Annotated in this window: 21 protein-coding genes; 6 read left to right on the plus strand and 15 right to left on the minus strand. The window is 64.9% G+C overall.

The features are described from left to right. Nucleotides 1-391 precede the first annotated feature (391 nt). Nucleotides 392-1,723 (plus strand): MFS transporter, encoded by a 1,332-nt coding sequence (locus IEY68_RS13645; RefSeq protein ID WP_062997913.1) that lies wholly within the window; start codon nt 392-394, stop codon nt 1,721-1,723. A gap of 406 nt (nt 1,724-2,129) precedes the next feature. Here the strand turns inward: IEY68_RS13645 and IEY68_RS13650 are convergent, their stop codons facing one another. The 9 genes from IEY68_RS13650 to IEY68_RS13690 form a co-directional block, all read right to left on the minus strand. Next, the gene (locus tag IEY68_RS13650; protein WP_062998091.1) at nt 2,130-2,945 is read right to left on the minus strand and encodes a mycofactocin-coupled SDR family oxidoreductase; all 816 of its coding nucleotides are present in this window, start codon (nt 2,943-2,945) and stop codon (nt 2,130-2,132) included. An 80-nt stretch (nt 2,946-3,025) separates the two neighbouring features. Further along, the gene (locus tag IEY68_RS13655) at nt 3,026-4,510 is read right to left on the minus strand and encodes an NAD-dependent succinate-semialdehyde dehydrogenase (RefSeq protein WP_062997911.1); all 1,485 of its coding nucleotides are present in this window, start codon (nt 4,508-4,510) and stop codon (nt 3,026-3,028) included. Nucleotides 4,511-4,586: 76 nt separating this feature from the next. Continuing rightward, nucleotides 4,587-5,468 (minus strand): enoyl-CoA hydratase/isomerase family protein, encoded by an 882-nt coding sequence (locus IEY68_RS13660; RefSeq protein ID WP_062997909.1) that lies wholly within the window; start codon nt 5,466-5,468, stop codon nt 4,587-4,589. Continuing rightward, nucleotides 5,465-6,613: a CoA transferase gene (locus tag IEY68_RS13665; RefSeq protein WP_062997907.1), complete on the minus strand. Its 1,149-nt coding sequence runs from the start codon at nt 6,611-6,613 to the stop codon at nt 5,465-5,467. The genes IEY68_RS13660 and IEY68_RS13665 overlap by 4 nt, the downstream gene beginning before the upstream one ends. After that, nucleotides 6,610-7,764, minus strand: a complete 1,155-nt coding sequence (locus tag IEY68_RS13670; RefSeq protein ID WP_062997905.1) for a CaiB/BaiF CoA transferase family protein — start codon at nt 7,762-7,764, stop codon at nt 6,610-6,612. Before IEY68_RS13670 ends, IEY68_RS13665 begins: the two co-directional genes overlap by 4 nt. 1 nt (nt 7,765) lies before the next feature. Further along, nucleotides 7,766-8,569: an SDR family NAD(P)-dependent oxidoreductase gene (locus tag IEY68_RS13675; RefSeq protein ID WP_062997903.1), complete on the minus strand. Its 804-nt coding sequence runs from the start codon at nt 8,567-8,569 to the stop codon at nt 7,766-7,768. Between the two features lie 83 nt (nt 8,570-8,652). Next, nucleotides 8,653-8,991, minus strand: a complete 339-nt coding sequence (locus tag IEY68_RS13680; protein ID WP_062997901.1) for a 2Fe-2S iron-sulfur cluster-binding protein — start codon at nt 8,989-8,991, stop codon at nt 8,653-8,655. Between the two features lie 15 nt (nt 8,992-9,006). After that, on the minus strand, nt 9,007-10,239 hold the full coding sequence (locus IEY68_RS13685; protein WP_189094254.1) for an NAD(P)/FAD-dependent oxidoreductase: 1,233 nt from the start codon (nt 10,237-10,239) through the stop codon (nt 9,007-9,009). Between the two features lie 154 nt (nt 10,240-10,393). Further along, a complete protein-coding gene (locus IEY68_RS13690; protein WP_189094255.1) occupies nt 10,394-11,035 on the minus strand; it encodes a PaaI family thioesterase in 642 nt (213 codons plus the stop codon). A gap of 159 nt (nt 11,036-11,194) precedes the next feature. Here IEY68_RS13690 and IEY68_RS13695 point away from each other — a divergent pair, with 159 nt between their 5' ends. Both IEY68_RS13695 and prpB read left to right on the plus strand, forming a co-directional pair. Further along, on the plus strand, nt 11,195-12,310 hold the full coding sequence (locus IEY68_RS13695; protein ID WP_062997895.1) for an acyl-CoA dehydrogenase family protein: 1,116 nt from the start codon (nt 11,195-11,197) through the stop codon (nt 12,308-12,310). 30 nt (nt 12,311-12,340) lie between these two features. Further along, the gene (gene prpB / locus IEY68_RS13700) at nt 12,341-13,240 is read left to right on the plus strand and encodes a methylisocitrate lyase (RefSeq protein ID WP_062997893.1); all 900 of its coding nucleotides are present in this window, start codon (nt 12,341-12,343) and stop codon (nt 13,238-13,240) included. 388 nt (nt 13,241-13,628) lie between these two features. Here the strand turns inward: prpB and IEY68_RS13705 are convergent, their stop codons facing one another. The 4 genes from IEY68_RS13705 to IEY68_RS13720 all read right to left on the minus strand — a co-directional run bounded on the left by IEY68_RS13705 (nt 13,629) and on the right by IEY68_RS13720 (nt 18,261). After that, nucleotides 13,629-14,495 (minus strand): enoyl-CoA hydratase-related protein, encoded by an 867-nt coding sequence (locus IEY68_RS13705; RefSeq protein WP_062997891.1) that lies wholly within the window; start codon nt 14,493-14,495, stop codon nt 13,629-13,631. A 141-nt stretch (nt 14,496-14,636) separates the two neighbouring features. Next, nucleotides 14,637-15,434, minus strand: a complete 798-nt coding sequence (locus IEY68_RS13710) for an SDR family NAD(P)-dependent oxidoreductase (RefSeq protein WP_062997889.1) — start codon at nt 15,432-15,434, stop codon at nt 14,637-14,639. Nucleotides 15,435-15,592: 158 nt separating this feature from the next. Next, a complete protein-coding gene (locus IEY68_RS13715) occupies nt 15,593-16,726 on the minus strand; it encodes a CaiB/BaiF CoA transferase family protein (RefSeq protein ID WP_062997887.1) in 1,134 nt (377 codons plus the stop codon). Between the two features lie 281 nt (nt 16,727-17,007). Beyond that, a complete protein-coding gene (locus IEY68_RS13720) occupies nt 17,008-18,261 on the minus strand; it encodes a CaiB/BaiF CoA transferase family protein (RefSeq protein ID WP_062997885.1) in 1,254 nt (417 codons plus the stop codon). Between the two features lie 343 nt (nt 18,262-18,604). On the opposite strand from IEY68_RS13720, the gene IEY68_RS13725 reads away from it, so the two are divergent. Continuing rightward, the gene (locus IEY68_RS13725; RefSeq protein WP_062997883.1) at nt 18,605-19,381 is read left to right on the plus strand and encodes a FadR/GntR family transcriptional regulator; all 777 of its coding nucleotides are present in this window, start codon (nt 18,605-18,607) and stop codon (nt 19,379-19,381) included. Nucleotides 19,382-19,452: 71 nt separating this feature from the next. On the opposite strand, the gene IEY68_RS13730 is transcribed toward IEY68_RS13725, so the two are convergent. Next, nucleotides 19,453-20,925, minus strand: a complete 1,473-nt coding sequence (locus tag IEY68_RS13730; protein ID WP_062997881.1) for an NAD-dependent succinate-semialdehyde dehydrogenase — start codon at nt 20,923-20,925, stop codon at nt 19,453-19,455. A 98-nt stretch (nt 20,926-21,023) separates the two neighbouring features. Beyond that, entirely contained in the window at nt 21,024-21,794 is a 771-nt protein-coding gene (locus IEY68_RS13735; protein ID WP_062997879.1) for an SDR family NAD(P)-dependent oxidoreductase, read from the minus strand. A gap of 441 nt (nt 21,795-22,235) precedes the next feature. Here IEY68_RS13735 and IEY68_RS13740 point away from each other — a divergent pair, with 441 nt between their 5' ends. Both IEY68_RS13740 and IEY68_RS13745 read left to right on the plus strand, forming a co-directional pair. After that, the gene (locus tag IEY68_RS13740; RefSeq protein WP_062997877.1) at nt 22,236-23,621 is read left to right on the plus strand and encodes an MFS transporter; all 1,386 of its coding nucleotides are present in this window, start codon (nt 22,236-22,238) and stop codon (nt 23,619-23,621) included. Between the two features lie 244 nt (nt 23,622-23,865). Beyond that, nucleotides 23,866-24,621 carry an SDR family NAD(P)-dependent oxidoreductase gene (locus IEY68_RS13745; protein ID WP_062997875.1) on the plus strand — a complete coding sequence of 252 codons (756 nt, stop codon included), beginning with the start codon at nt 23,866-23,868 and terminating at the stop codon, nt 24,619-24,621. The last annotated feature ends 203 nt before the right edge of the window (nt 24,622-24,824 follow it).

Raw genomic sequence — 24,824 nt, forward strand, 5'->3', positions numbered from 1 at the left:
GACTGTCATTGGCAATCACCACGTTCACCTTTTCGCCGGCATGGCGTCGAGCAGATTCCGCCGCTACGGTACCTCAATGGTTCGACCAGAAATGGGAAAACCTCGAATTTCACCTGACAGAAAGCCATTACGACTCGGACGGAAGCCCTCTTCACGCCGCCGGGCTCATAACCTCCGCCGCAACCCGCGCCGCGAAATTCTGCGCATAGTAACTGGACCAACCGGAGCTCCGCAAGCAACTTTTCAGCCAACGGCGATTGTGACCCGAGTCACGATGATACTGCTAGCGTACCCAATGGTCGAACCGTTTGCACACAGGTCGGTCTGCGGCCACGTCACCACGCGTGCGATTCACGCGAACACCCCATCTGCTCACAGCCGAAGGAGCACTATGAGCGCCACGAACCAGAAGCAAGCACCCGGTCGCGCAGCGGCCGCGGGCTTCTTCGGTGGGGCCATCGAGTTCTACGATTTCTTCATCTACGGAACCGCGTCCGCCATCGCGTTCAACGCATTGTTCTTCACCGAACTGGCACCGGCGATCGGCACCCTCGTAGCCTTCGCCACCCTGGCCGTCGGTTATCTGATCCGGCCGCTCGGCGCGGTGATCTTCGGGCATATCGGAGATCGATACGGGCGGAAGAAAGCCCTGATGGCGACCCTGTACACGATGGGCGGCGCGACTGTACTCATCGGCCTGCTACCGACCACCACCGCGATCGGCGATTGGGCTGCGCTGCTCTTGGTTGCGCTCCGGCTGATCCAGGGCCTCGGTCTCGGCGGCGAGATGGGCAATGCGGCCACCCTGGCCATGGAGAGTTCTCCGCGGAACCGGCGCGGGTTCTACAGTTCGTTCTCCTATGCCGGCGGATTCGCGGGCATGGTCATGGCCACCGGCGTTTTCGCGCTGGTGCGCAGCCTCCCGGGTGATGCGTTCATGAGCTGGGGATGGCGAATCCCGTTCCTGCTCAGCGTGGTACTCGTCGTCATCGCCTATGTCGTCCGGCGGCAGATTCCGGAGCCGGACACCGCGGATCGGGTCCGTGCGGACGGCCGAGCCGAGGAAATGCCGATCAAACAGGTCCTGCGCAGCCACAAGAAGGACGTTCTACTGGCGACTTTCATGGCCACCGGGCCGAACACGGTCTACTACATCGTGGCAGTCTTCGCACTGTCCTACGCAACCAGCGAATACGGCATCTCGCAAACGACAATGCTGATAATCGTCACGATCTCCTCCGCTCTGCTCTGCGCGAGCGTACCTGCCTGGGGTGCGCTCTCGGATCGGGTGGGCCGCCGCCGATTGATCATCACCGGTTTCGTCATCGAGGCGGCGCTCACCTTCCTGTTCTTTATGACTCTGCCCGCCGCCGACCCGGTCCTGATCCTGATGGGTATGATTTCGGTCCTGGTGTTCGGACACGGGATCGTCACCGGTACTTCCGGAGCGTTCTTCCCCGAACTCTTCCCGGCCGAGGTGCGCTCCAGCGCAGTGTCGCTGGGACAGCAACTCGGTGGAGCCCTCAGCGGCCTCGGCCCACTGGTGGCCTCCGCCATCACCGTGGCAGCACCTGGCAACAGCGCACTCGTCGGGATCTACGGCGGTGTCCTGTGCCTGCTCGGCGCTTTGGCGGCCAGGTCGGCGGTCGCGCGCTGGGGCCACCAGGGCGCAGTCACCGAGCGCCTCGCCACCCGCCCGGACACCGCGCCGGCGACCTCCTGACAGACCGTCCTTCCGGGGCGGGCCGACCGGCCGCATCACAGGCGAACGGTCGGCCCGCCTCCGCGTGCCTTCGATCGTCCGGTCGTACAGATCATGCGAGTACCGGAGGGACAAGCGTGTCGAGTCCGATATCGGTGAGCACAGGACGGGGCCTGCCTCCGATTTCTCACGGACCGCGCGAAGTGGTGCGGCTCCTCCTCACATGCACGGCCTTCGAGACGACCCGACCGATCACTACCCGGGCTCGACCAGCAACGTCAACCCGAACACACCGCACCCTGGACCCGCTACCCCCGGTCAGCGCGACCGACCGGGCGTAGCGGCTGTCCGACGGACGCCCACACACAAACGCAGAGCAGCGCCGGGACCGCTGTCCCGGCGCTGCTCTCGGCATATCGCCCGTATATCAGAAATTCGTGTTGCCGGCGTCCACGACCAATTCCGTGCCGGTCACATATCGTGCCTCGTCGGATGCCAGGAACAGCACCGCATTACTGATGTCTTCGACCTCCACCCGTTCCACCGGCAGCGCGTTCATGAACGTGCCCCCGACCCGGGGGTTGGATTCGATCAGTTCGCCGATACGTCCGAGCCCCTTCGTCAGTTCGGTGGTGACACCGGTGGGGTGCACGACGTTCACCCGGATATGGTGCTGCGCGAGCTCATTGGCCAGCGTTCGGGATATACCGACCAGCCCGTACTTCGACGCGACGTAGGGCCCGAAGAAGGGTGTGCCCTTCACACCACAGGTGGAGCCGGTGCAGATCATGGACCCTCCGCCCCGCTCGATCAAGTGGGGCGCGGCAGTGGTCATGGTGTGCCAGGCTCCCGTCAGATTGGTATCGATGGTGTCCCGCCATACCTCGGGCGTCACCTCGTCCCAGGCGCCGAGAACACAGATACCGGCATTGGCAACCACGACATCGAGTCCGCCGAGTTCCGCAACTCCCTCATCGAGAGCGGATTTCAGTTCGACCTCGTCCCGCACATCGGCGACACGTGCAACAATCCGAGCGCCGAGAGCCTGCACCTCCTTGACGGTCAGTTCCAGATCCTGCGGTGTCGCCATGGGGTATTCGGTGGACGGATACTCGGCGCACGCGTCGATCGCGATGATGTCGGCGCCCTCGGCGGCGAGGCGCAAGGCATGGCTACGTCCCTGGCCTCGCGCGGCTCCGGTGATGAAGGCCACCTTCCCGGACAATCGGCCCTGTCTACTCATTTCCATATCCCGTCGTTGTCGATATCGGATTGCTTCGCTGTGCTCGTATCGAGGCGAAAAGCCCGGAAGCCGAGCGAGAACTACAGCTGCAAGGCGATGAATTTGGTTTCCAGGAACTCATCGAGCCCTTCGGATCCGCCCTCCCGGCCCAAGCCGGACTTCTTCACCCCGCCGAAAGGCGCCGCGGCATAGGCGACAGTTCCCCGATTGAGGCCGACATTGCCGGCTTCCAGCGCCTCGGAAACACGTACCGCCCGCCGTAGGTTCTCGGTGAAGACATAGGCGACCAATCCGTACTCGGTATCGTTCGCCCGGCGGACGACCTCGTCCTCGGTATCGAAAGCCATCAGCGCGGCAACGGGACCGAAGATCTCCTCGGAGTTCAGCAGCGCGTCGGAGGGCACATCGCGCAGTACGGTAGGTCGGTAGAAGTACCCGGGACCATCCGGACGCGCACCGCCGAGCACCAACTCGGCACCTTTGGCGACCGCGTCCGCGACGATCGCGGATACCGCGTCGAGCTGTTTCCGGTTGATGAGCGGACCGAGGTTCACGCCGTCGTCGCGCCAGTGCCCCGGTACGTAGCCGGACATCCGCTCGATCAATAGCCGCTGGAAGCGGTCGATGACCGACGAATGCACGTAGATGCGGTTGGCCGACGTACAGGTCTGCCCGCAATTCCACATTTTGTTGATCATCAGCGCATCGATCGCGATGTCGAGATCGGCATCGTCGAAGACGATGAAGGGTGCGTTGCCACCCAGTTCCATCGCCACGTTCAGCACATGGTCCGCGGCCTGTTTCAACAGTTCGACACCCACCGGCGTCGAGCCGGTGAACGACAGTTTGCGCGCCAGACCGGACTGGATCAGCGGTTGCATGACCGCGTTGGCGGAACTGGTGGTGACCACGTTCACTACCCCGGCGGGCAGCCCGGCGTCGAGGAATGCCTGCGCGAAAGCCATGAGTACCAGCGGGGTTTCGGCCGCCGGTTTGATCACGACCGTACAGCCGGCGGCAACAGCGGGTGCCAGCTTCCGAGCGGCCTGGGAAAACGGGAAATTCCAGGGCGTGATCAGAATGCACGGGCCGATGGGCTGCTTCACTACGATCATGCGGCCGCCACTCACCGGATTGACCTGGTAATTCCCCTCGGTACGAACGGCCTCCTCGGCGAAATGCTCGATGAAGTCGAGACCGCTGTTGATCTCGGCCCGAGACTCGACCAGCGGTTTACCCGCTTCCATGGACAGGATCGTCGCGAAAACCTCCATCCGTTCGCGCACAATTCGCGCGACGCCGCGCAGAATTTCGGCCCTCGATCCGGGGGTACTCGCGGCGAAGGCCGACTGCGCGGCGACCGCCGCCTCCAGCGCCCGCCGACCATCGGCGGGCGCGGCATCGGCGATATCGACCAATGGCTGCTCCGTCGCCGGGTCGTAGACAGTGAACGTACTACCGGATGACGCTGGTACCCACCGGCCATCGATGAGAAGGTTCGTCGGGGTGGTGGCCAGGATCGCTTCGATATCCGGGCTGTCCACGGGGATTGTTTCAAGACTCATATCGTTCTCCAGGCAGTTGTGCGGCGAAGCGAAGCCGGCGGGCTGTCCCGTGGTGGAATCAGTTCGCCGGTCGACATCAGCTCACCGCATCGTCGTCGTAGGTAGCGTCGCGATTCCGATAGGCGGCCTTCGTCCCGTTGTCCCGGCGTTCCCGGAAGAAATTGAACTCATCGGGTTCGAAGTGCAGCAGTGTTCCCAGCGTGTGGCCCAGCGCACCGCGGTAGAACTGCTGAGTTCCGCCGAGCGAGTCGATCGCCATGTTGTGGACGGCTTTACCGGTGACCAGGGCGTCCTTGGGGTTGCGGGCCACGCGTTCGGCCCATTTCTCGGTAGTCGCCTCCAGCTCGTCGAGCGGTACCGAGATATTGGCCAGCCCTATCCGGACCGCCTCCGGCCCGTCGAACTGCGATCCCAGCAACAGCATCTCCCGGACCTTCTTGGGGCCGTAGGTGAGGATCTGCATATTCAGATGCCAGGTATTGCCGGCAAAGCCCAGCCGCTGTTCGGCATGGCTGAACCGGGCGTCGTCGGCGCAGACAACGAGGTCGACGAGCTCGGTCAGGTACATACCGAATCCGACCGCGGCCCCCTGGACCTGCGCGATAACCGGTTTCTGCGCATACAGGAACGCCATGTACTCCTCGGCCAGGCGCCGATCGATGACCAGGCGCTCCCGGACACTCATCCGGTACGGGCGCCCGTTCGGGTCCTTACGGTTCAAGCCGTAGGTCTCGACGACATCGTCGAAATCGTGGCCGGAGCAGAAAGAGCGCCCGCGGCCTTTGAGGACGATGACTTTGATGCTGTCGTCCTCCTCGAGTTCACGCAGACAGTTCTTCAGCAACTGGGCGTCGCCGAAGGTCAGGGCATTGCTCTTGTCCGGCCGGTTCAATACCAGCCGCCCCACCGCCCCAGTGCGTTCGACCAGGACCGCCGGTCCGGCTCCGCTCTCGGTCATCGTGGTGCTACCTCTTCCTGCTCGATTCGACGGTTGGTCACAGCCGGCTCACCGACCACATCGGCGAGTGACCGCGCGGCCCGATGACGCACTCGGCGCTCCGGGCTCGCCCAGGGACGTCCGGGAACGACGACTTCCCGTTCGTCCTCGGTGACGACCGTGTCGAAGAACTGCCGATGCTCCCGTAGCTGCGGATCCTCGACGACTTCGGAGATCGTTTTCACCGGCGCCACTGGAATCGCGTATTTCTGTGCCATATCCAGCAATTCGGCTCGGGTGTGCTGCGCGAGCCAGGGCTCGATCAGCGCATCGACCTCGTCGGGGTACTCGACGGCGATGCCGTACAGGTCGCGGTACCGATCCAGGTCGGACCATGTCGGGTTCCCCATCATTTCGAGCAGGCTCGACCATTCCCGTTCGGACCGGCAGATCATCGCGACATAGCCGTCTTTGCAGGGAAAGAGCCCGAACGGATAGCGACCGCCGGAACCGGGCGCGCGTCGGCCGGCACGGCGTAGTGGGATGCCGTAATAGTTCGCGACGGCACCGTAGATGCGCACGTAGGAGGCGAGAACGTCCACACCGGAGATCTCGACGAGACGGCCCCTGCCCGTGGTAGTTCCCACGTACAGCGCGGTCGCCCCCGCGGCTGCGCCGTGCAGACCCAGCTGCAGCGCACCGATACCGTACGGCAGGGACAGCGGCTCCCGATCCGGGTGGCCGACCATATGCATCAGTCCGCTCTCGGCCTGCATGGACAGCTCCCCGACCGGAACGTTCTCGGGTGTCTCCCATCCCAGGAAGGTGAGTGCCACATAGCTCGATCCGGGTCGCCCGTGGCGGAGGGTCTCGGCATCCAGGCCGCGCCGGACGAGTTCCTCGGTGGGCAGGTCGGTGATCACCAGATCGGCGTGGGCGATCAGGTCGTCGACCAGGGTCTTGTCATGGCCCTGTTCCCAGGTGACCACGTCCTTTGCCGAATCCAGATAGATGCGCGCAGCCTCGGTCAGGTTGTGCAGACGCTGCTCGTCCTGAAGAGCCACCACCTGCGCCCCGGCGTCGGCGAGGTGTTTACCGGCGTTGGCCGCGGCCCTGGTGCGGCCGATCTCCACTACGAGGTAGCCGTCGAGCAAGGTATTCGTCATTTGAGCACCCCTTGATCTTCGAGTTCGGCCAGTTCGGCCGCATCGGCGTAACGCCCGAGAATCTCGGTGTTGCCCGCGCCGATCATCGGCGCCGCCCGGCGAACTCGCGGAACGGCTCCCTCCACGCGCCAGGGGACGCTGGTGATCGTCAGTTCACCGACCGCCGGGTGCGGGTGCTCGATGTCCTGCGTGTAGCCACGACCGCGGAAGCGGGGATCGGCGATCACTTGCTGCGGCGATGCCACGCAAGCCGATTCGATCCCTTTCGCGCGCAACCGTTTCAAAAGCTCCTCGCGGGTAGGACGCGGGGTGGAATCGGGCTCGGGTTCGACGACCCGAGCGGCCACCCAGGTATCGTCTTCGACCGTGCGCCGGACCGACCAGCGGGTACCGTCGGGGTCCTGGTTGCCGCGAGGGCCGGGTCGCGCGCCCTGCAACTGCTCCTCGACGAATGCCTCTCCGGCGAGCGTGGCGGCTGCTTCGATCTGGGACAGGTCCAGATGGGTTCCCGCGCCGGTGGCTTCCCGGCCGGCGAGGGCCGCCATGACCAGGAATACCCCGTTGAACGTACAGTTCAAATCGGCGAGCGCCAGGGCGGAGCAGCCCATGACCTGTCCGTCCGCGTAACCGATCAAGCCCTCGATCCCGGCCAGGGCCGTCATCACCGGGGCATAGGAACGTTGCGTTCGCATCGGCCCGGTCTGGCCGTAACCACTGGCCGACAGAATTACGAGACGCGGGAACCGGGCCCGCAAGTAATCGATGGGCAGGCCGAGCCGGTCCAGCCATCCCGGCACGAAATTCTCGATGAAGACATCGGCGTCGGCCAGCAGTTCCAGGAACAGCTCCTTGCCCCGGTCGGTCTTCATATTGAGCGTCACGCTCTGCTTACTGGCGCTGGCCTCGTGGAGCAGTTGGAAAGCCTCGTGGGAAGGGAAGCCATCCGGATCGGTCGGCCGGGGGACGCGGGCACGGTTGACATCCACCTTTGCCCGGGATTCGACCTTGACCACCTCGGCACCCAACTCGGCCAGCACTCGGCCGATCAGCGGCGCGGAGACCGCTGTGGTGACCTCGACGACCTTGACGCCGTCGAGAATGTCGACGTCGCGGATGTTCGGCGTCGCTGCGCGTAAATTCTCGGCATTCACTTCAGGTCCTCGATTCGACGACGTCGCCCGGCATACCGGCCAGAGCGGTGGATTCATAGACGTGGCCGCTGTAGACCGCGGCCGGTGCGCTGCACAGCCGGACCGCGGCGCGCGCCATCAGCTGGGGGTCTTCCGCTGCCGGGTCGTCGGGCTCCATAACACCGTGGAAGACCAGGCCGGGGGTGGGCACGATGCCGCCCGGGCGCAACCCGGTGACCGAAACCCCGTGGCCGAAACCCTCCGCCGCCAGCCCGCCGGTCATCCGTTCCAGGGCCGCCTTGCACATCCCGTAAACCGTGGTTGTGCCCAAGGCATCGAAGCGGGACGGCGGGACGGCGGGGGCTCCGGCCTCCAGTGAGGAGATATTGAGGATCCACCCCGCACCGCGCTCTTTCATACCCGGTAGCACCAGCTGACTCAGGTGCAGGGGCGCCATGACCTGGACGTCGAACATCAACCGCGCCCGGCGTTGCGGCAGTTCCGCGCCGGGGACGAAGAACGTGGTCGCAGCATTGTTGACCAGAATGTCGACCCGGCCGAATCGCTCGACGGCGGTGGCGACAATGCGCTCTCGATCGGTTGCGTCGGTGAGATCCGCCGCCACCGCCAGCACGGCCCCACCTCGCGCTGTGATGGCAGCCGCAGTCTCGTCCAAGGTTCCCGGGAGCTTGCGCGGCGCCTCGTCGGTCGACCGCGCGGTCACCACCACGGCGGCGCCTTCTCCGGCCATGGCCGCGGCGATCGCGGCACCGATTCCACGGCTGGCTCCGGTGACCAGAGCCACCCGCCCTTCCAACTGCCCCACGTTCCGACAGCTCCTTCCCACTTCGGTTCCAGAAACCCGGCCAGGCCCGGCCGACGGGCCGGCGATACGGCGCGACTGCGCGTTCACTCGTCTTCCGGCGCGATGACGACATCGAGATCGGCCAGTTCCGCGCGCTGCCGCACCTGGCATGCCAGCCGCGAGCGGTCCGGGTCGTAGGAGTCGGTCTCCTCGAGCAGTTCGAGCTCGTCGTCACTGCGGTCTCCCAGAGCCCGCACCACCGACTGCGGCAGAAATACATGGCAGGTCGCGCAGGACGCGTTTCCTCCGCAGGAGGCCAGGATCGCGAAATCGCTGTCCCGCAATGCCTCCATCAGCGACTGTCCCGGAATCCAGTCGACGGTACGACTGGCGCCGTCGCGGTCGGTCACGTTGATTGCGGTCACGGTTCCGGCTTCCGACATACGCTGTCAGCTCCTTCAGATCTCGCTAACGGCCGATTCCTCGACCGCGTCGGACAATTTGGCAAAAGAATCCGCGGCTCGCCGCGGATCCAACCGGGCCCCCGCGCCGATGAGCTTCTTGCCGGCGTTGAAGTCCCGCAGCGTCCCGACCGCGTCGATGGCCGCCAGCCGGCCGGCGCGCAGGTACAGGACGGAGAACTGCCCACTTTCGTGGGTCCGCACGAGCACGGTGTCGTCCGGGCGTCGCAGACCCGCGGTTTGGAGGCGGACGCCGTGCTGGATGGTCCAGAACCACGGCACCTCGCGCTTTCCCGGCGGTAGGCCCATGATGTGATCGGCGGCTCGCGCCGCCTGGGATACAGCACTCTGGATACTCTCCAACCGCAGATCGACCCCATCGGCTTTGAGCCGGGTGACGTCACCGGCGGCGTAGATATCCGGATGGCCGGTGCGCCCGTCGTGGTCCACGACGATTCCGTCGTCGACGCGCAGGCCGCAGTCCCGTGCCACGTTCTGGCTCGGCACCACCCCGATCCCGACAACGACCACATCGGCGGGATGGATCGCGCCGTCCGAGGTGACGACTTCCTGGACTGCGCCCTCGCCCCGGATCTCGGTCACCGCCGTCCCGAAATACAGTTCGGTACCGTGTTCGCGGTGTAGCTGTTCGAAGAATCGGGATACCGGCTCGCTGGTCACCCGGTTCATCGCCCGGTCCGCGATTTCCAGGATCGTGGTCTCACAGCCGAGTGCGGCGGCGGCGGCCGCCACCTCCAGACCGATGTATCCGGCGCCGACAACGACGACTCGCGTACCCCGACGCAGCGCTTTTTTCAGCGCACCGGCATCTTCCCGGGTCTTGAGCCGATGAACACCGGGCAGGTCACCGCCGGGCACGGCCAGGTTCCGCGCCTCCGATCCGAGAGCGAGGACGAGTTTGGCGTAGTCGTACCGGGCACCGTTGTCGAGCAGGACATAGCGTCCGTCCGGCACAACCTGCCGGATCCTGCCGCATACGCGTTCGATGCGCTTGTCCTCGAAATAGCCGGCCCTGCGCAGCGGGACCACTTCCTCCGCCGACCCGGATGCGAGGAAATGCTTCGACAACGGCGGCCGCTCGTAGGGCAGGTCGGAGTCCGGCGCGATCATGGTGATCCGGCCGGGCCAGCCGAGCTCACGCAACCGGACCGCGGACTGCACACCCGCGTGTCCGGCACCACCGATGACGACGGTCTCTTCAGGCATCATTTCTCCAGAATCGACAGGACCGATAAGCTGGCCCGCTGGATGGCGATTACCGGCGAGGTGTCCGCATGGATCCTCTTTCGGCTGGTCAGGCCATGTTCACAGATATGAGCTGCGCCACAGGACCGGTTTTCGTTCAGTGAAATCCGCGCCGGATTCAGCGCGGCGCGATCCATAGTCCGTGGGCGTGGGCACAGATTTCTCCGCCGGACCGGATCTCGCCCTCGGCGAAAGTTTTCCGGCCTTCCGTGGCGGTCACGCGTCCCGTCACGGTGAGCGGTACTCCGAGCGGGACCGGGCGCTCGTAGACGACGGTGAGTTCGCGGGTGAAACTGATGCCCCGCACTTCGGTGCGCACCGCGTTCCAGATCGCTTCGTCCAGCAGCACCGAGACGTATCCACCGTGCAGAGTCCTGGGTGGTCCCTGGTACTGAATCGGCAGCACCACCGAGAATTCCGCGGCACCACCGGAGCCGGTCGCCACCATGGGCGGCGCCAACGGGTTACGGGCGCTCATGACCGGATTGGTCTGATTCCGCAGTCGGCCCTTACGGTCACGATAGGGCGGGGCGGCCGGCGCTGCGTCCGCTACCGGACCAGGGCATTCGATCAGTTCACGAAGCTGTCCCGCCGCCTGCCGGACAGTATCGAGAAGGCGGTCACCGGTCTCCTCCAACAGGGTGCCGGCCAGCTGTCGGCACCAGTCGGCGACCGCTTCGGCGAACAGGCTTTCCCCGGCGGTCTCCTCCCGGTCGGTGTCCCCAGGCGCTGTGCGCGGCGGTGTCGTTGTTTCGTCCATGACCATCCCTTCTATTGGTTTGACCATTACACCTACCCCAGGAGCTCGGCATTCGTCCAGATCTCATCGAAAACACCAGGAAGCACAGGAATAATGGTAGAACCAATTGACTCGAGCTATTCAGCTCGTTACGGTCGAACCGTCGAAGGGAGCCGGGCAATGTCGGCAGTGTTCAACGAGGATCAGAGCGAACTGCGCCGGATGGTGCGCGCATTCTGCGCTGACTACTTCTCGCAGGAGGACATCCGGCGCGATATCGCCGGCGACCCCGGATTCCGAACGGCCATCTGGCAGCGGATGGCGACAGAGCTCGGTCTCCAGGGCATCGCCATCGCCGAGGAATACGGCGGCTCCGGCGCCGGGCAAGTGGAATTGTGCGTGGTCATCGAAGAATTGGGCCGGTCACTGGCACCCGTACCCTTCCTGTCCACGATCGCGATGTCCGCCGCTCTCCTGTCGGCGACCGGCGACCGATCCGCCCAAAGCCGCCTGCTACCCGGTATCGCCGATGGCTCGCAGACCGTCACCGTGGCCCACCGCGAACCGAACCCCCGATCTCGCGCGAGCGAAATCACCACCGAAGGCACCTACCGGGACGGGCGGTGGACGCTTTCCGGAACGAAGACCCACGTCGTCGCTGCCGACCAGTCCACGGTCCTGCTCGTCAGCGCCCGCACCCCCGACGGGCTCTCACTGTTCGAGGTGGACGCCGCCGCACCCGGTGTGCGGATCACCGCACTGGATACCCTGGACCTCACCCGGCGGCAGGCAGCGATCGATTTCCAGGCCGCGCCGGCCACACCTGTGGGAACACTCGGTAGCGCACGCCTGCCCCTGTCCGAGATGCGCTTGCGGCTTTCGGCCGCTGTCTGCGCGGAGAACACCGGCGGCGCCCTTCGCCTGTTGGAAGAATCTGCCGGCTACGCGAATACCAGAGAACAGTTCGGCAAGCCGATCGGCAGCTTCCAGGCGATCAAACAAAAAATTGCCGATATGACCCTCGATATCGAACTCGCCCGCGCCGCCGCCTATCGAGTCGCCCGCGCGATCGACACCCGCGATGACGCGACCGCGCAGGAGGCCGCCATGGCCCACGCGCTGACCTCGGATACCTATATCAGCGCGGCCTACGACGCGATTCAGATCCACGGCGGTATCGGGTTCACCTGGGAGCATATGGCGCACCTGTATTTCCGGCGGGCCAAATCGAATGCCGCGCTCTTCGGAACCCCCGACGAACACCGCGAGCGCGCCGCCCAGCTCTTGGGTCTCTGACCCGGAACCGCACGAGAGGAACACTGCAGAATGCTGTTCTCCACCCGTACCGCCGAGGCCAAGCGCGTGGCGCTGCGGCAGCTTCTGGCGTCGAACACGATTGCCCGGTTCCCCGGCGCCTTCACCCCGCTGTCCACGCGGCTGATCGAGGAGCAGGGTTTCGAAGGGGTGTACATCTCCGGCGGAGTGCTCGCCAATGAACTCGGCTTTCCGGATATCGGACTGACCGCCCTCCCCGAGGTCGCGGCACGCGCCGGCCAGATCGCCCGGATCACCGACCTGCCCGCGCTCGTCGACGCCGACACCGGCTTCGGGGAGCCCATGAATGTGGCGCGGACCGTGCAGGAACTCGAGAACGCCGGTTTGGCGGGTTGCCACATAGAGGATCAGGTCGATCCCAAACGCTGCGGTCACCTCGACGGCAAGTCGGTAGTCGATCTGGCCACCGCCACCCAGCGCATCCGCGCCGCGGTCCAGGCTCGCAGAGATCCGAATTTCCTCATCATGGCCCGCACCGATATCCGCGGCGTCGAGGGCCTGAACGCGGCGGTCGATCGAGCGAAAGCCCTGGTAGATGCGGGCGCCGATGCCATTTTTCCCGAGGCCATGGCCGATCTCACCGAGTTCGAGGTTCTGCGCGCGGCCGTCGATGTGCCGATCCTGGCCAATATGACCGAATTCGGGAAATCGGAACTCTTCACCACCGACCAACTCCGCGACGTCGGCGTGAACCTGGTCATATACCCGGTCACCCTGCTGCGCACGGCTCTCGGCGCGATGGAGCGCACCCTGCAGACAATCGGCCGAAACGGCACGCAGCTTGACGCCGTTCCACAAATGCTGACCCGCGCACGCCTCTACGACCTGGTCGACTACGCGAGATACAACAACTTCGACGCCGGCGTCTACGATTTCGAGATCCCTGTCTGAACCCGGGAACCCAATCGGCCTGCCATCGGGGGCGCTCAGCATCCTTCGGGCCCACCCCGGCCGGGATCGGACGGGCCGCCCCCGGGCCGAGGAGAATCCGCGAACTCGCTACGCAATACATGCGAGTGGATCAGCTCAGTGGCGCGCCGAACACCTTGCGTACCGCGAGGTAGTCCACGGCCATCGTCGTCTCGTTTTCGTCTCGTTCGTGCCGAAGACGGTCCGCCGGTGTTCTTCGGCATGCGAAGCCGTACTCGACAGGCCACCGGAGACTTCCCGATCCGCAGTCGCGGCCGGAGTTGCGGCAGGCGAAGACCGGAGTGATCGGGAGAGCAGCCGTACTCGTTCGGCGCGGTCGGTCAGCTCCCGCGGCGCAGGCGGGTGACGCTCAGGAGCCACCGGTCGCTACTGCCGGATCGATGATCGGGGCTCCGAATCTCGGTGGCCGGTGTTCGTTGTAGGCGGCGATACCCTCTCGAAAATCGTTCTGGCGCATGAAATGACCGATGAGTTCTTTCGAATCATCGATGGCGCGACGAGGTTCGAGATGCAGGAGTTCCGCATACATCTGCCGTTTCGCGGACGTCACCGATGCGGGGGAAACCTGGGTGGCGATCATGCGGGCCACCTTGTAGACCTCCTCCATGAGGGTCTCACGGGGGAACAGTCCATTGAGGAAGCCCATCTGCAGGAGTTCTTCGGAGTACACGACCCGGCCGGTGTACAGGATGTCGGCAGCATGAGTCAGGCCGACTATCCGCGGGAGAATCCAGGACAGTCCGTACTCCGCGGGCAGCCCCAGCCGCGGTGTCGAAGTCGTGAACTTGATTCCCTCGGCGGCGAATCGGAGATCGCAGAAGCTGGTGATGGCGGCGGCGATACCTGCGCAGGCTCCGTTGACGGCCGCGATCACCGGTACGCGCAGACCCCACTGCCAGATGACATCGGTTTCGAACTCCGGATTGACACCGGTACCCGGCTGCGCGGCCGCGCTCGCGTCTACAGTGTCCGCGTAATCGTCCTCACTGGTGGTATAGAAGTTCAGCGCCTTGGTATCGGCACCCACACAGAACTGGTTGCCGCTGCCGGTCAGCACCACCACGCGCACCTCGGGATCCCGGTCGAGGGTGTCCATGATCCAGCGGTATTCGGTATTCATCAGGTTCGTCCATGAGTTACCGCGCCCAGGACGATGGAACCACACCGTCGCGATCCCGTGGTCGTCGACTTCGTACCGGGTGACCTTCAGTTCCATCAGTTGCCTTCTTTCGCATGATCGGACACATTCGGTGAAATCGGTGACAGGACCGGACATCGCGGCGGGCGAGTGTCCGCTCCGCTCGCCGGATACATCGGTCCCCGTGGCCCCGTACGTGCCTCCCCGAGGGGGCAACCACTACCCCTGGAACTCGGACCCCCGGCGTTCCAGGACCTGCTCGGATTCGAGGATCTCGCCGCTGACCCACTGCGGGCTCGACGAGCAGAGGATGACGGCAGCCCCGGCCATCACATCGGGGCTTTCGGCATCGGGATCGTCGGCCCGGAGGACGCCGTGGAAGACCGGCCCGGGGGTCGCCACCAACCGGGACGGACGCAGCGCGTTGACGGCGATGCCGTGCGCGAAATTCTCCGCCGCGAACCCTGTCGTCAACCTCTCGAGGGCGGATTTGACCATCCCGTACCCCGTGGTCGTCCCCTTGGCGTCGAAGCGTGACGGCGGGATGCCCGGATGCCTGGACTCGCCGGAGGTGATGTTGAGAATCCAACCCTCACCTCTGTCGCGCATCCCGGGCAGGACCAGTTGACTCAGGTGTATGGGGGCCTGGACCTGAATATCGAACATCAGCTGCAGTCGGCGCAGCGCGAGTTCGGCACCGGGCTGGAAGAAGGTGACGGCCGCGTTGTTGACCAGGATGTCGACCTGGCCGAAGCGGCGCGAACTTTCCCGCAGGATGCGCTCGCGGTCTTCCGGCTTCGTCAGATCCGCGACAACGGTGCAGCATTCGCCGCCGGCGGCATGGACGGCCGCGGCGGTTTCCTCCAATGTCCCCGCGAGTTTGCCCGGCTGCTCGGCGCTGGAACGTGCGGTCGCGATCACCGAGGCGCCCTCCTGCGCGAATCGCTCGGCTATCGCGGCTCCGATACCACGACTCGCCCCGGTCACCAGGGCTACTTTGCCGTCGAGAATGCCCATTGTTTCGCTCTCCTGAATATCGTGGAATGGTGCCGGCTCGCCTGGTCACCCGGCGAGCCGCGGACCCGGCGTCGACGTACCGGATCGGGCGCGCGAGCGCTTCGGGTCCACGCCGGTGCTCGCTCTGGTCGGCGCTGTCGCCGTATCTGCCTCGACGGTCATCCGATCGCCCCGGAGGTGCGAAGGGTTGAAATTGCGTCCCGGGTCCAGCCGAGTTCCGACAGAATGCTGTCGGTGTCCTGTCCCGGTCTCGGGCGCGGCCGAGCGCGCGACGGCGTCCGGCCGAAGCGCGGCGCCGGACTCGGTTCGAGGAATCCGTCGATATCCACGAAGGCACCGCGGGCGCGGTGATGCGGGTGCGCCGCCGCCTCCCCCGGGGACAGTACGGGTGCGAAGCATGCCTCCACCCCGGCCGTGGCCATCTGCCAGTCCTCTCGTGTGCGCTCGGCGATAGCCGCTGCCACCAGTTTCTTCCGGTCCGGCCACCGACTGCGGTCGTACTGCGGGAACATCCGGGTCGGGTCGAGGCCCAGAACGCCGACGAACTGTTCGTAGAATTTCGGTTCCACCGCACCGACCGACACGTAGCGGCCGTCCTTGGTCTCGTAGACCTCGTAGAAGGGCGCTCCGCTGTCGAAGAGGTTGGTGCCCCGGTCGTCGGACCATCGGCCCACCGACCGCAGCTGGTGCACAACGGTCATCAGCAGCGATGCGCCGTCGACGCAGGCAGCGTCCACCACTTGACCGCGTCCGGACGCCGACCGCTCGATGAGCGCACCGCAGACGCCGAGCGCGAGAAGCATCGCACCGCCACCGAAATCCCCGACCAGCGACAGCGGCGGCACCGGTGCGTCGCCGGCCCGGCCGATCGGTTCCAGCGCGCCGGCGACCGCGATGTAGTTGATGTCGTGTCCCGCCACCTGCGCCAGTGGTCCGTCCTGGCCCCAACCTGTCATCCGTCCGTAGACGAGGCCGGGATTCGCCGGCATACAGTCGTCCGGACCGAGGCCGAGGCGTTCCATCACCCCCGGCCGGTTGCCTTCGAGGAGAACATCCGAGGTGCCGACCAGTTCCCGGACGACATCGCGACCGGCAGCCTTTTTCAGATCGACGACAATCGACCGCCGACCACGGCCGAAGCTATCGGTCTTGCGCGTCTTCTCCGGATCGGCGGTCGGACGCTCCACACGGATGATCTCCGCTCCCATATCGGCCAGGAGCATCGCGCAGAACGGGACGGGGCCCTGTCCGCTGATTTCGACGATCCTGATGCCCGTCAAGGTTCCGGTCATTGCAGCCTCTCTCACCGGTTTCCGGCACTTCCGTGCGAAGGGGACCGATCGTGATCAGGTCCGGCCGAGATCGATCCAATGCGGTCCGAGGTCACGTTTCGCCATCCGACGCTTCCTTCTGAGATCTGGTGCCAGGGCGGTGGCCCGGATGAGGTCCGGGCCTCGGTCGGTACCTGTGCCACCCGTCTCGGCGCCTGATCCCGTAATGGTTCTACCAATTGGTACCGCGTCGGCATCGCCCTGTCAATGCCACAGGGACGCTTGCGGGGGCACAGGCCGCACTACGCGTTCAGAATGCCGCTGTCGCGCAATGCTCGAATCTCGTTCGCGTGGTAGCCCACTTCCCGAAGTATCTCGTCGGTGTGCTCACCGAGCCGGGGCGCATACCCCCACGGGCCGGTGGCGGCGTTCTCGAAACGTATCGGGTTGTTCGGCACCTTGTAGGGGCCGTAGTCGGGATGGATCAACTCGGTCACCGCCTCGTTGGCGATCACCTGCGGATCATCGAGAGCATCCTCGAGCCGGTGGATCGGACCGCACGGAACGCCCGCGTCCTCGAGTTCGCGCAACCAGCACTCGGCGGGCCGCTTGCCGAAGATCTCCTGGAGCCGGCCGCACAACTCGTCCCGGTTCTCGATTCGTCCACTGTTGGTTGCGTAGGCGGGATTCCGGAAGTCGTCGTACCTGTCGAGCACCGGGACCAGCTTGTCCCAGAACTTGTCGTTGAGCACCGCCAGGATGAAGTACTTGTCGTCCGAGCCCAGGAAGGGCTGATACGGCACGAGCTGAGGATGTCCGCCGCCCTGCGGCCGGAACGGCACACGAGTCTTGTCGTAGGCGGTGATGTAGTTCGCGAACGCCGCCACCTGACCGTCGAGCAGATTGATGCTGATCTTGTCGCCCGTACCGGTCAGGTCGCGCAACCGCAGCGCCGCACACACGCCGAATCCGAGGAAGAAGGATCCGACGAAGTCGGCGATGGGGACACCGACCTTCACCGGCCCGCCGCCGATCTCACCGGTCACACCCATCATGCCGCTCAGCGCCTGGGCGAGGATATCCATACCCGGCTGGTGCGCTCGGGGTCCCGCCTCCCCGAATGCCGTGATGGAAACGTAGACGAGCCGGTCGTTGATCTTTCGCAGGGTGTCGTAGTCGATGCCCATCCGCCGCACCGCGTCCGGCCGGAATGCCACAACGAGAACGTCGGCACCGCGGACGAGCCGCTCGAGCACCTCGTAGCCCGCTCGACTCTTCAGGTCGAGAGCAATCGATCGTTTACTGCGGTTGACCCCGAAGAAGTACGCACTTTCGCCGGGATCGAAAGCGCTGTCGACGTAGCGGAAACTGTCGCCCTGCAATGGTTCCACCTTGATGACATCCGCGCCCAGATCGCCGAGTAGCGACGTCCCGTACGGGCCGGCACCGATCTGGGACAGATCGACGATTTTGATTCCGGACAGCGGGAGGCGACCTTCGCCGAGAGCTTCTTTGCCCTCGATCGTGGTGTGATCGCGGCTGTTCGAAGTGGTCATCACTACCCCTAGAAATCGATGCGGAGATGCCGCTGATCGCGATCGGGTCGCGCCATGGAGCGGCAGAGACATATGGTAGAACCATTACAGACAGGTGCGGCGCGGTCTGTCAACCAAAGGTTCTCGACGCCGGATAGTCGAACCACGGTTCGCGGTCGCCCACGTCGGCCCCGCGACACAGTCGCCGCGGAGCCGGAGCGCTGATCACACGCCCGGCCGGCCGCCACGATCCACTCGTCGTTCATGCCGGGGCTCTCGGGCCATGTCGTTCTCCGGCCGTTAGAATCAATAATCGACGTAATCAATGGTCAAAACATTCGACCCAGCTACACGAGGTGGGAACATGACTGATTCCGCGGCACTATTCCGCCGAGACGGCGTGGATTCGTCGATCTTCACGAAAGTGCACACCCGGCGAGGGTTCGAATACATCTACGAGCAGGTCCGTAACGCGGTTGCCGATGGTCAGCTCAAACCCGGCGACCGGCTACCGGCGGAACGGGAAATGGCACAGATCTTCGGAATCGCCCGGCAGAGTGTGCGCGAGGCGCTGCGCGCTCTCGAGACCGCCGGACTCGTCGAGTCCCGTCTCGGAGTCACCGGCGGTGTATTCATCCGCAACGGCGATCCCGACGTGGTGTCGCGGGCAATGACCGACCTGGCCTCACTCGGCGCCCTCTCCCCCGCAAGCCTGCTCGAGGCCCGGATCATCCTGACCTCCGATATCATCCGGATGGCGTGTGAGCGGGCCACCGAGGAAGACTTCCAGCTGCTCGACGACGACATCACCTTCACCGAGCAGCAGGCACAGACCGAGGCCGGCCTCGAACGAACCACGCAGATCATGGAGTTCTACCACCTCCTCGCCGATGCGACGCATAACGAGGTGTTGGTCATGCTCACCGATTCGCTGTCCCGGATCGTCCATCTGCGGCTCAATCGGGCGGGGCCGCCACCCAGCAAGGACATCGGAAAAGTTCGCCGCCGAATCCTCAACCATCTGCGGGCCCGCGACGCGGACAAGGCGATCGCGGCAATCACGCGCCACCTGAAACGGCTGGAGAAGACCCTCGTGGAAGCGGAGAAGGCAAAGGCGCTCGAACTCGGCAAATCCAGCTGAGGCCCCCGGACCCGCACCGTGACATCCGGAGCGGGCCCCGGAGGGCCATTCGTACTCTCGCTGCTACGCCCTCACAGCTGCTGCATGGCGATGAACTTGGTCTCGAGGAATTCGTCGAGACCATCGCTCCCACCTTCGCGACCGAGTCCCGACATCTTGGCGCCACCGAACGGCGCCGCGGAGTTCGACACCGATCCCTGGTTCAGGCCGACCATGCCCGACTCCATCGCTTCGGCGACGCGGATCGCGCGGCGCAGATCCTCGGTGAAGATATAGGACACGAGGCCGTAATCGGTGTCGTTGGCGAGCGCGATCACCTCGTCCTCGGTGTCGAACGGGATCAACGGTGCCACGGGGCCGAAGATCTCCTCACGAGTGACCCTGGCCGTTGTGGGAACGTCTTTCAGCACGGTCGGCGGGTAGAAATAGCCGGCGCGATCCGGTCGCTCACCGCCCAGAACCAGTTCCGCACCGGCCTGGACGGCATCGCGGACCAGGTCGTCGACGAGGGTCTGCTGTTTTTCGTTGATCAACGGTCCCAGGGTGACACCCTCGTCGACCCCCCGGCCCAGGATGAATTCCGACATCCGGCCGGCCAGTTCGTCGGCGAAGGTGTCCATCACCGACCGGTGCACATAGATCCGGTTCGCGGCCGTGCAGGTTTCGCCGGCGTTGCGCATTTTCGTCAGCATGAGGCTGTCGAGAGCGTTCTCCAGGTTCGCGTCGTCGAAGACGACGAACGGTGCGTTGCCGCCGAGTTCCATGGACGTCTTGAGGACCTTCTGCGCGGCTTGTTCGAGCAGGTGGACCCCGACGCTGGTCGATCCGGTGAACGAGAGCTTGCGCGCCTTCCCGGATCGGATCAGCGGTTCGATGACCTCGCGCGGTGATTTCGTCGTGATGACGTTGACCACGCCGTCGGGGACTCCTGCCTCGTGGAACAACTCGGCCAGCGCGAACATCGTCAAGGGGGTCTCGCTCGCGGGCTTGACGACACAGGTGCATCCGGCGGCGATGGCCGGCGCGATCTTTCTCGCTCCCATCGACATGGGGAAGTTCCACGGCGCCACGAGGATCGCCGGACCGATCGGCTGGCGGGTGACGATCATACGCCCGCCACCTGCCGGGTTGACCTGGTAGTTCCCGGTCACACGCACAGCTTCTTCGGAGAAGTGCCGGATGAAGTCCGCCGCCAGTGCGATCTCGCCCTTTGCCTCGTCGATCGGCTTTCCGGCCTCGAGGGTCATGATGAGCGCGAGCTCGTCCACACGCTCGAGCATCAGCTCATAGGTCTTGCGGAGTATGTCCGAGCGCTGCCGCGCCGTGGTGGCGGCGAACGACGGCTGGGTGGCGACGGCGACGTCCAGTGCGCGCATCGCGTCGGTGGCGGACGCGTCGGCAACCTGGCACAGCACCTGTCCGGTCGAGGGATCGAAGACGTCGAGCGTGGCGCTGTCCGTGGCCGGTACCCACTGCCCCCCGATGAACAATTGTTTCGGTACCGCCGCGATGCCGGAAACTTCCTGTTCGACTGTGATGGTCATCGAGAGACTTCTCCTTTACTGTGCATCGGGCGCCGATGCGTTCTGTGGATTCGATGCCCACGCCGGGCTGTGCCGGACGGGGCCTGTGTCGTCAGGCGTCAGCGGGCCACCAGGCCGCCGTCCACCGGGAGGGGAACGCCGGTCACGAACGAGGAATCGTCGGAAGCCAACCAGAGGGCCGCATGGGCGATTTCGTCCGGCCGGCCGGGCCGTCCCATCGGAATCGCGGAGACGAATCGCTGCTCGGTCTCTTCGGGAGTGAACCGGGGATCGGAGGTCATGAAGTCGTTGTAGAGCATGGGTGTCGCGACCATGCCCGGGCATACCGCGTTCACGCGAATGCCATCGACGGCGTATCGAACCGCCAATCCCTTTGTGAGTCCGATAATTCCCGCTTTGAACAGCGAGTACAACGGACTCTGCGCCGAGCCGACCAGACCGGCCGACGACGCGGTGAAAACGATCGATCCGCGCTGTTGCTCGCGCATCACGGTAAGAGCCCGGCCGGCGAGCAGCGTCGATTGTGTGACGTTCAACTGCGCAGCGCGCTGGTAAGCGTCGAGATCGAGGTTCTCGGTCTCGGTGGGGGCCGGGATTCCCGCATGACTCCACAGCACATCCAGGCCACCGAGCCATCGGGTCGCCTGGGCAAACGATTCGACGACCGCATCGTTGTCGGCGAGGTCGGCGACGAAGCCGACCGCCTTGCCACCGTTCGCCTCGACCGCGGCGACCACCGCTTCGAGCGCTTCGGCGTCTCGGTCGATCGCGGCGACGAAGGCACCCTCGCGTGCGAAGAGTTCGACGCCCGCCTTGCCCATACCGGATGCGGCGGCGGTGATGATCGTGCGCTTGTTCTGTAGTCGCATACTCGGACCTCGGTTCTTCAGTGCGGGTGGGTGGTGTCGCGCCGCGAGAAGCCTCCGAATGCGTCGACGGTATCGCATACCGCAGGCCGAGCGGCTGCACGTCGCCGGTCCTCTCTCATGCGACGAGAAGTGTGAAATATATTGCGGCGCAGACTTTTATGGACACAGTCCCACTGCGGCGGTTCGCCTCGGACCGCATAGAGCCATGTTCGTGCGAGTGGCCTGCGACACAAATAGGGTTTTCGCTGAATGAAAACATCGCTTCGATACGTGGTCTCTTTTCGCGAAATCATCATTCGATCCAATGCAATGGTTCTACCATCTTGAAGTGTCCCGCACGCCACCCCCGGGACTGATGCCGCCACCGCGGCATCACCGCGACCTCGCGGTCATCGGCAACTCTTCTCTCATCCACCTTCAGCCCGAACGAGGTGTTGGCATATGTCATCCCCCACCGACCACCGTCCGCCCATCGATATCCGCACCGTGACCCGAGCCGGGGCAATCGGCAACTTCATCGAATACTTCGACAACGCTCTCTACGGCTTCTTCGCCGTGACCATCGCCGCGCTGTTCTTCCCCGAGGCGGACCCGGTGGTCGGGCTACTGGCGACGTTCGCGCTGTTCGGAGTCTCGTTCGTCGTTCGACCGCTCGGCGCGATCGCCTTCGGGCATATCGGCGACCGGTGGGGGCGCAAGACCGTCCTGATCAGTTCCATCCTTCTGATGAGCATCGCGACCGCGACCATCGGCCTGCTACCGACCTACTCGGCGGTGGGAATTCTCGCGCCGGTGCTACTCCTGCTGTGCCGTCTCCTGCAGGGATTTTCCACCGGAGGCGAGTCGACCACCGCCTTCGTACTCGTCGTGGAGCACTCCGCCGTCGCCACCCGCGCCCGCAGCACGGCGCCACTGATCTCCTCCACCATCGGTGCCAGTGTGGCCGCATCCCTCACCGCGATGCTCATCAGCGCACTGGTATCGACCGAACTCCTCGACAATTGGATGTGGCGAGTGCCGTTCCTCCTCGCGATCCCGCTCGGCGTCGTGGGACTCGTCCTGCGGATGAAAGTCGACGACGCAGACGTATACAAGGCCGCTGCCGAAGTTTCCTCGGTCGTCGGCAGCGACGAGAAGAACCAACGGCCCCCACTGGTGCAGGCGTTCCGGGTCGCCAAGAAGAAGATGCTGACCCTCTTCCTCTGGGTGGCTCTTAACGCCACCGCGGGCTACATCACCGTGGCCTATATGGCGACCAACTTGATGCACTTCGAAGGCCACAGCAAGACCAGCGCGTTCGCCATCATCGTCATCGCCCTCGGTTTCGCCTGCGTGGCCATGTTCCCGATCGGCCGGTTCGCCGACCGGATCAGCAGGAAACATTTCGCGATGATCGTCGCCGCCGGGCTTCTGATATGGAGCTACCCGGCCTTCGCCATGGCAGGACACGGGTTCGTCGTAGCGACCATCGGCCTGGCGGTATTCGCCACGCTGCAGTTCTCGACGATGATCACCTCGGGCCTCGCCGTCGTCGAACTCTTTCCCGTCGACATTCGGGCCAGTGCGAGCGCCCTGCCCTATGCCCTCGCCTTCGCGATCTTCGGCGGCACGGCTCCGTTCATCGCCACATCACTGGCCTCCGAATTCTCCCCCACAACACCGGCCTTCTATGTGATGGCCTGCGCGGTCGGCGGATTCTTCGTCGGATGGCTCGGCCTTCCGAACGCCCGGGAGATGGCCGTATTGTCCGAGGACCCCGATACCGCTCTCGATGTGACACCGCTGCGGGAAAGCCGATCCACGGCGCGTTCGACGAGTGAGAGCTGATAGGAACCGCAGGATCGCTCGTTCGGCATACGAGCACGGAGCAGCCGAGGTGGGATCGTGCGCCGAGAACCGACAGCGGGTCTCTGACCCACAAGTCCGGTCGGCGGGCCCATGTGAACGGCGAACACGGTCAGCGGGTGGTTCCGATCGTGGCCGGCACCGGTCCGCATCGACCACATGAGTCCTTCGGAGCGCTGGCCGAAAGATCGAGCACCGACATGAAATCGAAGAAAGCGAGTCAGCCATGCAGCTCGAAGGCAAACGGATCGTCGTCACCGGCAGCGCACAGGGCATGGGCGCCACATGCGTCCGTGCCTACGTCCGGGAGGGCGCGACCGTCGCCGCGATCGACGTCCGAGACGAACTCGGCCGGCAGACCACCTCCGAGGCCGCGGCCACCTCGACCGGACCGGGAAGCGCTGTCTACCTACACGCCGACGTCTCCGACCGCGCGCAGGTCGACGCCGCGTTCGACGACGCAGTCCACCACCTCGGCGGCCTCGACGTCCTGGTCAATGTGGCGGGTGTGCAACGCGCCCGGCCCGCAGCACAGTTCACCGACGACGACCTCGACTTCCTCCTCGGGATCAATCTCCGAGGAACCATCCTGACAAACCAGGCAGCCTTCCCCACGATGCGCGACGCTCGGACCGGAACGATCCTCAACTTCGGATCCGACGCCGGCCTCACCGCCATGCCCGGACTGGCCGCCTACTCGGCCACCAAAGGTGGGGTCATGGCCTGGACGCGCACCATCGCAGGCGAATGGGGCGCACACGGAATCCGGGCGAACTCCGTAATTCCTGCCATCCAGACGCCGATGACCACATCAGGTGCCACCGAACGAAGCGATATCTACTCCAGCGTCCCCCTCGGCGGCGCACTCGGCGACCCCGAACGTGACTTCGCCCCGGTCATGATCTTCCTGGCAAGCGACGGAGCACGCTTCATCACCGGTCAAGCCATCGCCGTCAACGGTGGACTCGGCATGGTCCGATAACCGATACCGGCGCCTCGACGCCGCCATCCGCAACACCCCGAGCAGCACGGTGATCACCGAGAACTGTGCCCATCGTGGTGACGGTAGAGCAGCGACCCGCCACCCGGAATCATGCGTAGCGGGTGAAGACCGGTGTCGCCGCCCGATCGTCACCTAGCGCTGCGGGCACGATTACCTTAGACCTGTCGCAAAAACGATCCCTG

It is taken from the genome of Nocardia jinanensis (genome assembly GCF_014645735.1).
Taxonomy (GTDB): Bacteria; Actinomycetota; Actinomycetes; order Mycobacteriales; family Mycobacteriaceae; genus Nocardia; species Nocardia jinanensis.